This is a genomic window from Candidatus Endoriftia persephonae, assembly GCF_023733635.1.
GTDB classification, from domain to species: domain Bacteria; phylum Pseudomonadota; class Gammaproteobacteria; order Chromatiales; family Chromatiaceae; genus Endoriftia; species Endoriftia persephonae.
The window spans coordinates 3,266,943-3,280,232 of the sequence record NZ_CP090569.1 but is presented as its reverse complement, the minus strand read 5'-3'; the positions used below and the strand labels follow the sequence as shown (position 1 = coordinate 3,280,232).

The 13,290-nt window shown below is 60.9% G+C and carries 15 protein-coding genes; 10 read left to right on the top strand and 5 right to left on the bottom strand.

What is annotated here, in order from left to right:
• The first annotated feature begins 8 nt into the window (after positions 1-8).
• Together L0Y14_RS14840 and L0Y14_RS14835 are read left to right on the top strand one after the other, a co-directional pair.
• Positions 9-524 carry a TRAP transporter small permease subunit gene (locus L0Y14_RS14840; protein WP_006475097.1) on the top strand — a complete coding sequence of 172 codons (516 nt, stop codon included), beginning with the start codon at positions 9-11 and terminating at the stop codon, positions 522-524.
• Positions 524-1,906, top strand: a complete 1,383-nt coding sequence (locus L0Y14_RS14835; RefSeq protein ID WP_240991674.1) for a TRAP transporter large permease — start codon at positions 524-526, stop codon at positions 1,904-1,906. The genes L0Y14_RS14840 and L0Y14_RS14835 overlap by 1 nt, the downstream gene beginning before the upstream one ends.
• Positions 1,907-1,926: 20 nt before the next feature.
• Here the strand turns inward: L0Y14_RS14835 and L0Y14_RS14830 are convergent, their stop codons facing one another.
• The 5 genes from L0Y14_RS14830 to L0Y14_RS14810 all read right to left on the bottom strand — a co-directional run bounded on the left by L0Y14_RS14830 (position 1,927) and on the right by L0Y14_RS14810 (position 5,617).
• Positions 1,927-2,265, bottom strand: a complete 339-nt coding sequence (locus L0Y14_RS14830; RefSeq protein WP_005959956.1) for a PilZ domain-containing protein — start codon at positions 2,263-2,265, stop codon at positions 1,927-1,929.
• Between the two features lie 141 nt (positions 2,266-2,406).
• Complete coding sequence (locus L0Y14_RS14825) at positions 2,407-3,015, bottom strand: XTP/dITP diphosphatase (RefSeq protein WP_005959955.1); 609 nt, start codon at positions 3,013-3,015, stop codon at positions 2,407-2,409.
• A 22-nt stretch (positions 3,016-3,037) separates the two neighbouring features.
• On the bottom strand, positions 3,038-3,757 hold the full coding sequence (gene rph, locus L0Y14_RS14820; RefSeq protein WP_006475096.1) for a ribonuclease PH: 720 nt from the start codon (positions 3,755-3,757) through the stop codon (positions 3,038-3,040).
• Positions 3,758-3,767: 10 nt separating this feature from the next.
• Complete coding sequence (locus L0Y14_RS14815) at positions 3,768-4,667, bottom strand: PP2C family protein-serine/threonine phosphatase (RefSeq protein ID WP_005959953.1); 900 nt, start codon at positions 4,665-4,667, stop codon at positions 3,768-3,770.
• Positions 4,664-5,617 (bottom strand): serine/threonine protein kinase, encoded by a 954-nt coding sequence (locus tag L0Y14_RS14810; protein WP_006475095.1) that lies wholly within the window; start codon positions 5,615-5,617, stop codon positions 4,664-4,666. Before L0Y14_RS14810 ends, L0Y14_RS14815 begins: the two co-directional genes overlap by 4 nt.
• 251 nt (positions 5,618-5,868) lie before the next feature.
• Here L0Y14_RS14810 and L0Y14_RS14805 point away from each other — a divergent pair, with 251 nt between their 5' ends.
• The 8 genes from L0Y14_RS14805 (at position 5,869) to L0Y14_RS14770 (ending at position 13,289) form a co-directional block, all read left to right on the top strand.
• The gene (locus L0Y14_RS14805; RefSeq protein ID WP_006475094.1) at positions 5,869-6,738 is read left to right on the top strand and encodes a YicC/YloC family endoribonuclease; all 870 of its coding nucleotides are present in this window, start codon (positions 5,869-5,871) and stop codon (positions 6,736-6,738) included.
• A 40-nt stretch (positions 6,739-6,778) separates the two neighbouring features.
• Positions 6,779-7,597 (top strand): M48 family metallopeptidase, encoded by an 819-nt coding sequence (locus tag L0Y14_RS14800; RefSeq protein WP_006475093.1) that lies wholly within the window; start codon positions 6,779-6,781, stop codon positions 7,595-7,597.
• Positions 7,598-7,623: 26 nt separating this feature from the next.
• The gene (gene gmk / locus L0Y14_RS14795) at positions 7,624-8,241 is read left to right on the top strand and encodes a guanylate kinase (protein WP_006475092.1); all 618 of its coding nucleotides are present in this window, start codon (positions 7,624-7,626) and stop codon (positions 8,239-8,241) included.
• A 227-nt stretch (positions 8,242-8,468) separates the two neighbouring features.
• Positions 8,469-9,452, top strand: a complete 984-nt coding sequence (locus tag L0Y14_RS14790; RefSeq protein ID WP_005961721.1) for a 2Fe-2S iron-sulfur cluster-binding protein — start codon at positions 8,469-8,471, stop codon at positions 9,450-9,452.
• Between the two features lie 99 nt (positions 9,453-9,551).
• Positions 9,552-10,904, top strand: a complete 1,353-nt coding sequence (gene miaB, locus L0Y14_RS14785) for a tRNA (N6-isopentenyl adenosine(37)-C2)-methylthiotransferase MiaB (RefSeq protein WP_005961719.1) — start codon at positions 9,552-9,554, stop codon at positions 10,902-10,904.
• 33 nt (positions 10,905-10,937) lie between these two features.
• Entirely contained in the window at positions 10,938-11,933 is a 996-nt protein-coding gene (locus L0Y14_RS14780) for a PhoH family protein (protein ID WP_005961717.1), read from the top strand.
• On the top strand, positions 11,926-12,426 hold the full coding sequence (gene ybeY, locus L0Y14_RS14775; protein ID WP_006475089.1) for an rRNA maturation RNase YbeY: 501 nt from the start codon (positions 11,926-11,928) through the stop codon (positions 12,424-12,426). The genes L0Y14_RS14780 and ybeY overlap by 8 nt, the downstream gene beginning before the upstream one ends.
• On the top strand, positions 12,423-13,289 hold the full coding sequence (locus L0Y14_RS14770) for an HlyC/CorC family transporter (protein ID WP_005961713.1): 867 nt from the start codon (positions 12,423-12,425) through the stop codon (positions 13,287-13,289). Before ybeY ends, L0Y14_RS14770 begins: the two co-directional genes overlap by 4 nt.
• The last annotated feature ends 1 nt before the right edge of the window (position 13,290 follow it).

Sequence of the window (13,290 nt, the reverse complement as noted above, 5' to 3'; positions counted from 1 at the left end):
GGCGGGCGATGTTTGAGCGGCTGGCGCGGTTGGCCGATGCCTTTGATGCGCTCAATGAGTGGCTTGGCCAGGCAGTCTCCTGGCTAAGCTTGCTGATGGTGTTGGTGACCTTTCTGGTGGTGGTGCTGCGCTATGCCTTCGATCTAGGCTGGATCGCGATGCAGGAGTCGATCACCTATATGCATGCGGCGCTGTTTTTGGTCGGTGCTGCCTATACCCTGAAGCACAAAGGGCATGTGCGGGTGGATGTTTTCTTCGGTCGCTTCTCGGCGCGAGCCAAGGCCTGGGTCGATCTGCTCGGCAGCCTGCTGTTGCTGCTGCCGGTCTGTCTCTTTATCTTCTCTGTCAGCTGGGACTATGTGGCGCAATCCTGGTCGCTGTATGAGGGCTCCCGGGAGGCGGGTGGTTTGGATGGGGTCTATCTGCTGAAGAGCCTGATCCTGGTAATGGCAGCACTGCTGGTGCTGCAGGGGTTGTCGATCATGATCCGCTGCGGCCAGGTGCTGAGGAAGCTGCGGGCATGATGCCGGAGCTGTTGCCGCTGCTGCTGTTTCTTGCTGTTTGCTTGGTGCTGTTGCTGGGCTATCCGGTGGCCTTCTCGCTGGGCGGAACGGCGCTGGCGTTTGCCTGGATTGGTGGCTTTACTGGCTATTTTGATGGCGCCTTCCTGGAGGCCCTGCCGAATCGCCTCTACGGCATCATGACCAACGAGACGCTGATCGCGGTGCCGCTGTTTGTCTTCATGGGGGTGATGCTGGAACGCTCCCGGGTGGCAGAGAATCTGCTCGATACCATGGCGGCCCTGTTCGGCCCGCGGCGTGGCGGTCTGGGCATCTCGGTGACGCTGGTGGGGATGCTGCTCGCCGCCAGTACCGGCATTGTTGGCGCCACGGTGGTCACCATGGGGTTGTTGTCACTGCCCACTATGCTGCGGCGCAACTACGACCCGGCCCTCTCCAGCGGCGTGATCTGCGCCGCCGGCACTCTCGGCCAGATTATCCCCCCCTCGATCGTGCTGGTGCTACTCGGCGATGTGCTCTCTGCCGCCTATCAGCAGGCGCAGCTCGACATGGGCATCTTCTCGCCAGATACCGTCTCGGTGGGGGATCTGTTTGTCGGCGCGCTGATCCCGGGGCTGCTGCTGGTGGTGCTCTATCTGCTCTATATCGGTGGTGTTGCCGTGTTCAGACCCGCTGCGGTGCCGGCTCTTCCAGAAGAGGAACGGGAGCAGGAACTGGGGCGGCTCTGGCGGCGGGTGGTGAAGGTGCTGTTGCCACCGTTACTGCTGATCTTTGCGGTGCTGGGTTCGATCCTGGGAGGGTTGGCCACGCCCACTGAGGCGGCCTCAGTGGGGGCGGTCGGGGCGATGCTGCTGGCGCTGAGTCAGGGGCAGCTGAATCGTGAGACCTTGCGTGCGGTGATGCTCGGCACCACCCGAGTGACCAGCATGGTATTCCTGATCTTTATCGGCGCCTCGCTCTTCTCACTGGTTTTCAGAGGCTTCGGGGGCGATGAGGTGGTGACCGATTTCCTCACCGATTTGCCGGGCGGCGTGGTGGGGGCGGTGGCGTTGGTGATGCTGGTGATGTTCCTGCTCGGTTTCATCCTCGATTTTATCGAGATCACCTTCGTGGTGGTGCCGATCGTCGGGCCGATCCTGCTGGCGATGGGGCTCGATCCGGTCTGGCTCGGGGTGATGATCGCGATCAACCTGCAGACCTCTTTTCTCACCCCGCCGTTCGGTTTTGCGCTCTTCTATCTGCGCGGGGTGGCGCCGCCGGAAGTAAGTACCGGCGCGATCTATCGAGGCGTGGTGCCGTTTATCCTGATTCAGTTGTTGGTGCTCGGCCTGCTCGCTTTGTGGCCGGAGATGGCGACCTGGCTGCCGGGGGTGTTCTACGGCTAGCCAGGTGTTCTGGATGGGGTTCAGGCGAGGGCAATGCGGCCCGCGACCGGAGCGAAGGATTGCCCCATCTCGAGGGTTGCGGCGCGAACCAGCTGGGGTTGGGCGGCGCTGAACCGGATCCCCATGCCGGTGGTGTTGGCGTGCATCACTTGGGCGGCGATGCTCCACTGCTGCCCGTGGAAGCTGAAGCTGACTTCGATCTGCTCACCGATGGAGAGCTGTCTGGAGTCGAGCTCCAGCATCATTCCTTCAGTCGAGATGTTTCTGGCAACTCCATCTTTTTGAGAGCCCTCTCTGCTGGTGATCGTTGCGACGAAAGTGGTGGGGTGGCGCTGATTGGTCCGGTTGGATCGCTGCATTCCTTGTGTGCTCCTAGCTGGTCACTCGCCTGTGGATGTTACATGAAAATTACCTGGCAGATCATACGGCTAATTCCTGAGCGAAATATAGACGAAGTTTGTCGAGCCGTTGGCATTTTTTCGAATCTGATCCAATAGCGACTATTTGCTCAGTTCCTTGAGCATTTTTTGCAACGCTTGACCGCGATGGCTGAGGCTGTTTTTGACCTCGGCGGAGAGTTCCGCTGCGCTGCAGTTGTGCGTTGGCACAAAGAACACTGGATCGTAGCCAAAGCCGTTTTCGCCGCGGGGTTCGCTGAGAATGTACCCCTCCCATGTCCCTTGGCAGATAGTGGGGGTGGGATCGTTGGCGTGGCGCATGTAGACCATCAGGCATCGGAAGCGGGCGCTGCGCTGGGCCTCGGGTACCCCCTGCAGATCCTGCAGCAGCTTCTGCAGATTCTCCTGATCGCTGGCGCCGGCGCCAGCAAAACGAGCCGAGTAGATGCCGGGGGCTCCGTTGAGGGCATCCACCTCGATGCCACTGTCGTCGGCGATGGCGGGCAGCCCGCTCAGCTGCGCCGCGTGGCGTGCCTTGAGAATCGCGTTCTCGACAAAGCTCAGGCCGGTCTCTTCCGCCTCCGGGATGTCGAAGGCCTTTTGCGGCACCACCTGCAGATGTTGGCTGGTGAGTAGTTGGTTGATCTCACGGACTTTGCCGGCATTGTTGCTGGCGAGCACGATACGTGAATCGCTCGGTCTGTCGTTCATGGATTGTTCTCGAGATGGGGTGTCAGTCCTGGGAGAGGGCCTGTTGCTGTAACTGGATGAGTTGTTGGATGCCCTGGCTGGCCAGATCCAGCATGGCGTCGAGTTCCTGGCGTGAATAGGCGGCAGCTTCGGCAGTGCCCTGGACCTCAATGAAGCCACCCTGATCGTTCATTACCACGTTCATGTCGGTCTCGGCGCTGGAGTCTTCAGCATAGTCGAGGTCGAGGATTGGTGTGCCCTTATGGACGCCGACCGAGACTGAGGCCACTGGGCCGATCATCGGGTCGGTTTTGAGCAGATCCTGCTGCAAGATATGTTGCACTGCGTCGTGCAGGGCGATCCAGGCGCCGGTGATGGAGGCGGTGCGGGTGCCGCCATCAGCCTGGATCACATCGCAGTCGAGGGCGATGCTGCGCTCACCTAGCGCCTGCAGGTCGATGGCTGCGCGCAGCGAGCGCCCGATCAGGCGCTGGATCTCCATGGTGCGACCCCCTTGCTTGCCGCGGGATGCCTCACGCCCCATGCGGCTGTCGGTGGAGCGTGGCAGCATGCCGTATTCGGCAGTGACCCAGCCGCGCCCCTGGCCGCGCATCCAGCCGGGCACGCGCTCTTCCACGGAGGCGGTACAGATGACCTTGGTATCGCCAAACTCTACCAACACCGAGCCTTCGGCGTGTTTGGTGTAGTGGCGGGTGAAACGGATCGGGCGGAGTTGGTCGGGTTGACGGCCGGAGGGTCTCAAATGGGGTTCCTCATAGTTTGGATTTGTGCGTCGCCTCGATGACGGCGCCACGCAGGCTGTTGATCGCCTCCTCCAGCGCCTTATCGCTCGGCAGTTCGGGGGTGTCGGGCATGGGTGTGTTGTCACCAAGTGCCATGCTGAAGTCGGCGGGTTTGAGGTTTACCGGTGCGGTCCCCCAGCGCAGGCCGATAGCCGTAACGTTGTCGCTCTCCGGTTGGCTGTTGGCAGCGGCCCGGTTGCTGAGCATCTCGATCAGCTGGCTCAACGGCTGGCTGATATCGCTGAGCTGCTGCGCCATGACACGTTCCTGCAGGGCACCCCAGAAACCGTCACTGCAGAGCATTAGCACATCATCCCGTTGCAACTTAAAGGGGCCGCTGAATTCGGCGACCGGGCGGTTGGAGATGCCACCGAGACAGCGGGTGACATAGTTACGATAGCGGTGTGTCGCGGCCTGGGCGGCGGAGATTACACCCTGTTGACGCAACTGCTCGACGTAGGAGTGGTCGGCAGTGCGGTGGGCGATTACGCCCTCGCGCAGCAGGTAGATGCGGCTGTCGCCGGCGTGGGCCCAGTAGGCATTGCCATCCTGGATCAGGCAGAGCGTGGCGGTGGTGCGGGGTTCGATGGGCGGCTGCTGATCTCGGCCGAACTCGAGGATTGAGCGGTGCGCCATGTCCATCAGGCCGCTGAGGAAGACTCGAGGAGAAGAGATTGGTTTGCGGCTGGTCAAAAATGATTTGCGGCAGGTGTTCATCAGGACCTGCGCTGCCATTTCTCCTCGCGGATGTCCGCCCATGCCGTCGGCCAGCGCCAGCAGTACTGAGTCGGGGGATTCCATGATCAGGCAGCGGTCCTGGTTCAGCGATCGGTTGCCGATCAGAGTGCACTGGCCGGAATGATATTTCATGAAGAGACCCTCTTGCCCGCAGGCGCATGTGGCTGAGAGCTCCCCACCATCAGGCTCCTGTCGTTGTCATTGCCGCTTTGCTTGTGGTTGAGGGCAGAAAGCAGCTGACCGGCGTTTTGCGGGCGGTTTTCGTGATTGATCTCCATCGCCCAGTCGATGGCCTCCAGCATGTGGGCCGGATAGCGCTTGCGAAAGGCTCGGCTGGCGGGCTTGAGTTTATCTTTGGCATGGCGCTCGATGGCAGAGGGTGGGGCCTTGCCGTCGAGGCAGGCGCGCATGCTGGCGCCGATTGCATAGACGTCGCTCCAGGGGCCGACCTCGCCCGACTGGTAGTACTGCTCCACCGGGGAGAAACCGGTGGTGACGATGCGGCCGTTGCGCCCCCCTTCGCCCTGGATCTGATGTACTGCACCGAAGTCGAGCAGCAGCGGGCTGCCACCGGTGCGCAGATGGATGTTGCTTGGCTTGATGTCGAGATGCAGTAGGTTGCGGGAGTGGATCAGGTTGAGCGCGTCGAGAATCGGCGGGAATACCGTCATCATAAAACGGGTGCTAAGGCCACCGCTGCGTTTTTTGATGTAGCTGGCAAGGTTCTTGCCGCGCTCATGATCCATCACCAGATAGCCGGTATTGTTGGCAAGGAAAAAACCACGCACCTGTACGATATTGGGGTGGCGCAGCGACGCCAGCACCTTGACCTCTTGATGAAACAGCCGGCGGCTGCGGTGGAAGTTCTCGGTGTGCTTTTTCGGATTGATTACATCAACCCGCTTGCCCTCGCCACGGCAGGCCAGCTTCTTTGGTAGAAACTCCTTGATGATCACTTCGTCCTGGGTGTCCTCATCCTCGGCTAGATAGATCAGGCTGAAGCCGCCACTTGCGACCACTTTCATGATCACAAAGCTGTCTATGACAGTACCGGGTTCAAGGCTGTCGCGTGTCTGCTCCATCACTGCTGATTCTCAATCGAGGGAAGCCCGATTATACGGCCACGGCGGCAAAAATGGAGGCTGCAACTGTGCGCTTATCACATTATAATACAAAGAAAGATCGCAGGGAATTAAATTCCTCGTGAAATGGTATGCGAATCCGGACGGTTTTGCTCTACCGGCACTGGCAGTGTTCGCCCTGGTTTTGTGTGACCAAGGGGTAGAGGTGGCGCTTAACTCGATGACCCAACCTGATATGAGGAGTGAATCTGATGGTCAGCAGCATGACTGCCTTTGCCCGGCAAGAGTATCGCGGTGAGCTGGGGGTGATGAGTTGGGAGATCCGCTCGGTCAACCACCGCTATCTTGAGATGCATCTGCGCCTGCCGGAAGAGCTGCGCGTCCTTGAGAGCGGAGTGCGCGAGCGGATCGCCGCCAAACTGGGGCGTGGCAAGCTCGACTGCAGCCTGAAGTTTGTGCCGGGCCAGACTGCAGCGGCGGATCTGCAGGTCAACTCTCGGCTGGTCTCCCAGCTGCTGGCGGCTGGTGATGAGATCGCCTCGGTGATGGGGGGGGCCGCGACGATCCAGGTGATGGATCTGTTACGTTGGCCTGGGGTGCTGGAGGAACAGGAGCGTGACTTTGCACCGATCGCTCAGCAGGCGATGGAGTTGTTGGAGCAGACCCTTGATTCACTGCAGCAGGCCCGCCAGCGTGAAGGCGCGCGTCTGGCGGAGATCGTGATGCAGCGTCGCCATGCGATGCAGGATCAGGTGGCTCAGGTGCGCGAACTGATGCCGAAGGTGCTGCAGAGCGTGCGACAGAAGATTCGTCAGCGTCTCGAAGAAGTGATGGCGGAACTGGACGAGGCCCGCCTGGAGCAGGAGATGGCGCTGCTCGCCCAGCGCCTCGATGTGGATGAGGAGATGGACCGACTCGATACCCATCTGCAGGAGCTGGAGCGGATCATCAGTGAGGTGTCTGAGCCGGTGGGGCGGCGTCTCGATTTTCTGATGCAGGAGCTGAACCGCGAGGCCAATACCCTCACTTCCAAATCCAACGATGTTGAGGTGACCCGCATCGCGGTGGAGATGAAGGTCCTGATCGAACAGATGCGTGAGCAGATCCAGAATATCGAGTAAGTATTGGTCTCAGTCGAAAGCAGGCACAGGAGGAGTCGCCATGATCTTCAGGCTTAGGGCCATTTTCAGCGCGCTGCTGGTGAGTGTGCTGTTGCTAGCCTGCGCCACCTCACCAACCGGACGCAACCAGCTGCTGATCATCTCCGAGGAGCAGGCGATTGCATCCTCCCGACTGGCCTACCAGGAGATGCTCGAGCCCTATGCGAAGGAGGGCAAGCTCGACAACGATCCGCAGCTGAAGGCGCGGGTGGAGTGGATCGCTGAACGCTTGATCGCCCAGGCGATCCGCATGCGTCCTGAGACCAGTTCCTGGGAGTGGAGCATCAAGATCATTGACGACCCAGAGACGGTCAATGCCTGGGCCATGGCCGGAGGCAAGATGGCGCTCTATACGGGGCTGGTGGAGCAGGTCAAGCCGACCGATGACGAATTGGCTCAGGTGCTGGGTCACGAAATCAGCCACGCACTGGCAAAACACTCGGCAGAGAAGATGTCGATGGCGATGATGACTCGCCTCGGCGTGATCGCGGTTGGCGCCGCTTCCGACCGACCGGCGTTGACCATGGCTGGGGCGGCACTGGCGGCCAAGCTGGCGCTGGAGCTGCCCAACAGTCGCACCGCCGAGAGCGAGGCGGATCGCATCGGCATCGAGCTGGCGGCAAAGGCGGGCTATGATCCCCGTGCCGCCGTCTCCCTCTGGCAAAAGATGGCGAAGGTGGGCGGCGACAACCCGCCGGAGTTTCTCAGTACCCACCCTGCACCGCAGAGTCGGCAGCAGACCCTGAGCGATCTGGCGCAGGAGATGATGCCCTACTATCGGGACAAGTCGCCGCGCCCGATCTATCCCTTAAAGCCCTGACCCCACCGATCATCACGGAATCCACTATGTCGACAGGTACCCTCTATATCCTCTCCGCTCCCTCTGGTGCGGGCAAAACCAGTCTGTTGAAGGCATTGCGCGAGCGTGATCCCGCACTTGCCGTATCGGTCTCCCATACCACTCGGTCGATGCGCCCGGGCGAAACTGACGGGGTCGATTACCATTTTGTCGACCATCAGAGTTTCCTGCACATGGTGGAGACCGGCGCCTTCATCGAGCATGCGGAGGTCTTCGGCAACTTCTACGGTACTGCCGAGGCGTCGGTGCGCAGGCAGCTCGAGCAGGGCCAGGATCTGGTGCTGGAGATCGACTGGCAGGGTGCGCGTCAGGTGCGGCAGCGCTTTCCCGAGGCGCTATCGATCTTCATTCTGCCGCCTGATCCGCAGGCGCTACGGGAGCGACTCGATGGCCGGGGCCAGGACAGTGCAGAGGTGATCGAGAGTCGCATGCGCGAGGCGGTGAGCGAGATGAGCCACTACGATGAGTTCGACTACCTGGTGATCAATGACGACTTCGATGTTGCGCTTGGCGAACTGGCCAGCATTGTCGATGCCCAGCGGTTGCGCATGTCGTCCCAGCAGACGCGGGAAGCGGAGCGTATTCAGGCGCTGCTGTCGGCCTGAGCTGGTGCTGTGCATGGGATAATCCGCGTGAACCAGATGGCTTCTCTGGCTCGATTTTTTCTTATTATCCAGGCAATTGAATGGATGCAGGGCGGCCCGTGGCCACCGCCGGTAATAGATTGAAATCAAGGATGATGTCGAGCGCAGCCCGACCTACACATGCCATGTTTAATGTCGGGTTAATAACCTGAATGAAAGGTTAATACGGAACTGGATGGTGTCTGGCCATGAGTTATAAGGTTCGCATCGAACCCAGCGGCCACGAATTTACAGCGGAGTCCTGCGAATCACTGTTGCATGCTGGCTTGCGCGCCGGCCTGAATCTGGAGTGCCGCTGTGCTAACGGCAGCTGTGGCCACTGCATGGTGCGTATCCTCCAGGGCGATTTCGAGTTGATCAGACAGCCCGACTTCCGTCTGACACCCCGTCAGCGAGCAGAGCGGCAGGTTTTACCCTGCTGTGTGCTGGTGCGCTCTGACATGGTTATCGAAGCCCGCGAATCCCGTGACGCTGCCGGGATGCCACGGCAGCGCCTGACTGCTCGAGTGGCGAGGGTGGACGCGTTGAGCGAGCGGGTGCGTCAACTGCATCTGCGAACCCCGCGCTCCCAGACCCTGCAGTTCCTCGCCGGCCAGCGGGTGACGCTGCATCTGGAGGGTGTGGGGCGACAGGAGTTGCATCTCGCCTCCTGCCCCTGTGATGGCATGAATCTCAAGTTCCATATTCCTGAAAATCCACGTCAGGCATTTTCCCGCGCGCTGTTTGCCGGCTTGGGTAAGGGGAAAAGGGTTGAAGTGGAGGGGCCGGAGGGTGAGTTTCTGCTCGATGAGGCAAGTCGCCGGCCGCTGATCTTCATCGCCTGGGAAACCGGTTTTGCGGCAGTGGAGAGTCTCATCGAACACGCCATCGCACTGCAGATGTCGCAACCAATGCGGCTCTATTGGCTCGCCTCGGTGGAGAGCGGCCATTATCTCACAAACTACTGTCGTTCATGGCAGGATGCGCTGGATGAGTTCCACTATCAGAAGCTGGATGTTGCGCCTGACGCCTTGGCCCGGCAGCTTGAGACAATCATCGCGCAGCAGTCTGAAGCTGCGGCGTGTGACTACTATCTGATTCTGCCTGAAGAGCAGTCTGCCTCAGTGATCAAGGTGTTGCAGGAGGCCGGCCTGGAGGCCTGCTCGCGGTTGGAGTGGTTGGCAGAGGATTGATGAGCCAATCGCCAGCGAGATCCTGTTGCATCGGCTGGTGTTTGTGGATTGGCTGCGCTGCACGTTAAAATGAGAGCCTTTTTTCGATGGTAAGGGCACATGGGCGGCAAACTGCATATCAAAACCTTCGGCTGTCAGATGAATGAATACGACTCCGCGCGCATGGCGGACGGGCTGCGCGAGGCGGAAGGGTTGGAGCTGACTGAGGTTGCGGAACAGGCCGATGTGCTGCTGCTCAACACCTGCTCGATCCGCGAGAAGGCACAGGAGAAGGTCTTTTCCCAGCTCGGTCGCTGGCGCCCTTGGAAGGAAAAAAACCCCAATCTGATCATCGGCGTCGGCGGTTGTGTGGCGAGCCAGGAGGGCGATGCAATTCGCCAGCGCGCACCCTACGTGGACCTGGTATTCGGCCCGCAAACCCTGCACCGCTTGCCGGAGATGATCCGCGAGGTGCGTGCCCAGCACCATCCGGTGGTGGATGTCTCCTTCCCCGAGATCGAGAAGTTTGACCGTCTGCCCGAGCCCCGTGCCGAGGGCCCCACCGCCTTCGTCTCAATCATGGAGGGCTGCTCCAAATACTGCACCTACTGTGTGGTGCCCTTCACCCGCGGCGAAGAGATCAGCCGCCCCTTTGACGATGTGATTGCCGAAGTGGTGGGCTTGGCTGCCCAGGGGGTGCGAGAGGTCAACCTGCTGGGGCAGAACGTCAACGCCTATCGCGGTGAGATGTACGACGGCGAGACTGCCGATCTGGCGCTGCTGATCGAATATGTGGCGGCTATCGACGGTATCGAGCGCATTCGCTTCACCACCTCTCATCCGCTGGAGTTCTCCGACAGCCTGATCGAGGCCTATGGTCGGGTACCGGAGCTGGTCAGCTTTGTCCATCTGCCGGTGCAGTCGGGCTCCGACCGGGTGCTGGCGATGATGAAGCGCGGCCACATGGCGATCGAATACAAGGCGAAGATCCGCAAGCTGCGCGAGGTGCGCCCCGACATCACCATCTCCTCCGACTTTATCGTCGGCTTTCCCGGCGAGACCGAGCAGGACTTCAATGACACCCTGAAGCTGATCGAGGCGATCGGCTTCGACCACTCCTACAGCTTCATCTACAGCCGCCGACCCGGCACCCCCGCCGCCGACCTGCCCGATGATGTGCCGCTCGAGATCAAGCAGCAGCGTCTGGAACGGCTGCAGCAGCTGATCAACAGCCAGGCCCAGCGCATCAGCCGCCAGATGGTTGGCAGCGTGCAGCGCATCTTGGTGGAGCGGCTCTCGAAGAAGAGCCCTAACCAGCTGGCCGGTCGCACCGAGAACAACCGGGTGGTCAACTTCGACGGCCCGGCTGAGCTGATCGGCGAGTTCGTGGAGGTCCGTATCACCGAGGCGCTGCCCAACTCGTTGCGGGGCGAACGCCTGCAGAGCCTCCCCGGTCAGGCCGCCAGCGGCTGAACCTGACCACCCATCATTCCATCAGGAAATACCTTGTCAGAACACCCTGAATCCCTCGATCTGCTGCTGGAGCCCGAGGACAATGAGCGGCTGGCGAATCTCTGCGGCCTGCTTGATGAACACTTGCGGCTGATCGAGCGCCGTCTGGGTATTGAGATCAACAACCGCGGCGCCAGTTTTCGCTTGATCGGCGAACCGGCGGCGATCCGTGCCGGTGAGCAGGTGCTGCGCGACCTCTATCGCACCTCGGCGGGGGAGCTGCTCGATCCGCATCGGCTGCATCTGTTTCTGCAGGACTCGGCCATCGACGTCCTGCTGGAACAGGTGCCGCGCAGCGAACTGCCGGCGTCAGTGATCAAGACCCGCCGCGGCATGGTGCGTGCTCGCGGGCCGAATCAGCAGGAGTACCTGCACAAGGTTCTGAGTTACGACATTAGCTTCGGCATCGGTCCGGCGGGCACCGGCAAGACCTATCTGGCGGTGGCCTGTGCGGTGGAGGCGCTGCAGAAGGATCAGGTGCGGCGCATCCTGCTGGTGCGTCCGGCGGTGGAGGCGGGCGAGCGGCTTGGCTTTCTGCCCGGTGATCTGGCGCAGAAGATCGACCCCTACCTGCGGCCGCTCTACGATGCGCTCTACGAGATGCTCGGTTTCGAGAAGGTCAACAAGCTGGTAGAACGCAACGTGATCGAGGTGGCGCCGCTCGCCTACATGCGCGGTCGCACCCTCAACGACGCCTTTATCATCCTCGACGAGGCGCAGAACACCACACCAGAGCAGATGAAGATGTTCCTCACCCGCATCGGTTTTGGTTCCAGAGCGGTGATCACTGGTGATGTGACCCAGGTCGATCTGCCGCGCGGGCAGAAGTCGGGCCTGCGCCAGGCCATCGAGGTGCTGGGGCAGGTGGAGGGGATCGGTTTTACCTTCTTCAACGCCAAGGATGTGGTGCGCCACACCCTAGTACAGCGGGTGGTGCGCGCCTACGATGACTTTGATCAGCGTTGCGAGGAGAATCGCGGCGGTGATTGATTCGGCGCAGGATGGATCGCGCCTGACACTGGAGCTGCAGCGGGTCAGCGAGACGCCGTCGCTGCCGTCACAAGCCCAGCTGCATGCGTGGGCGCTGGCGGCGCTGAGCGAACAGAGCGGGCCGGTCGAACTGGTGATCCGTATCGTCGATGAGGCGGAGAGTCAGGCACTGAATCGCGACTATCGCGGCAAGGACCGCCCCACCAATGTGCTCTCCTTTCCCTTCGAGACTCCCCCCGAGCTGCCAGCCGAAGCGGCTGGCAATCTGTTGGGGGATCTGGTGATCTGCGCCCCGGTGGTGGCCCGTGAAGCGGCAGCGCAGGGTAAATCACCGATTTCCCACTGGATTCACATGGTGGTGCATGGGGTCTTGCATCTGCAGGGCCTCGACCATCAGAATGATGCCGAGGCTGGGATAATGGAGGCTCTTGAGCGGAAGATCCTCGCAAGCCTTGGGGTTGCCGACCCCTACCAGATTGAAAAGGAAACATGAGCAGCAAAGATCGACCGATGTTCGGTTCGTTCCAGGCTTGGCTGAAGCGTATTAGCCAGCGTTTTAGGAGCGAACCGGAAGATAAGGCGCAGCTTGTTGAACTGCTACAGGAGTCGAACAAGCGCCGGCTGTTGGATCACGACACCCTCTCGATGATCGAGGGGGCAATGCAGGTCTCTGAGATGCGGGTTCGCGACATCATGGTGCCGCGGGCCGAGATGGTGGTGTTGCGCCGCGATGACACCCTGGAGGAGATCCTGCCGGTGGCGGTGGAGTCGGCCCACTCCCGTTTTCCGGTGATCGGCGACGATAAGGGCGAGGTGGTGGGTATCCTGCTCGCCAAGGATCTGCTTGCTTGGTGTCAGAGTGCGGACCAACGCCGCTTCCAGATCCGAGACCTGTTGCGCTCGGCGGTATTCGTGCCGGAGAGCAAGCGTCTCAATGTGCTGCTGCAGGAGTTCCGTGCCAGTCGCAACCACATGGCGATTGTCATCGACGAGTACGGCGCCGCCGCGGGGCTGGTGACCATCGAGGATGTGCTGGAGCAGATCGTTGGCGAGATCGAGGACGAGCATGACTACGACGAGGGCGGCAATATTTTTCGTCGCAGCAACCAAGAGTACATGGTCAAGGCTCGCACCGAGATCGGCGAGTTCAACGACTGCTTCGACTCCAATCTGCAAGATGACGAATTCGATACTGTCGGTGGGCTGGTGGTTAACGCCTTCGGCCATCTGCCAAAAAAAGATGAGTCGGTGGATATCGGCCGCTTCCGTTTCCGGGTGATGCGCGCCGACAGCCGCCGTCTGCACCTGCTCAGTCTGACCCTGCTGCAGAGTGCCGCCCCTCCCCAGGAAGAGTAGT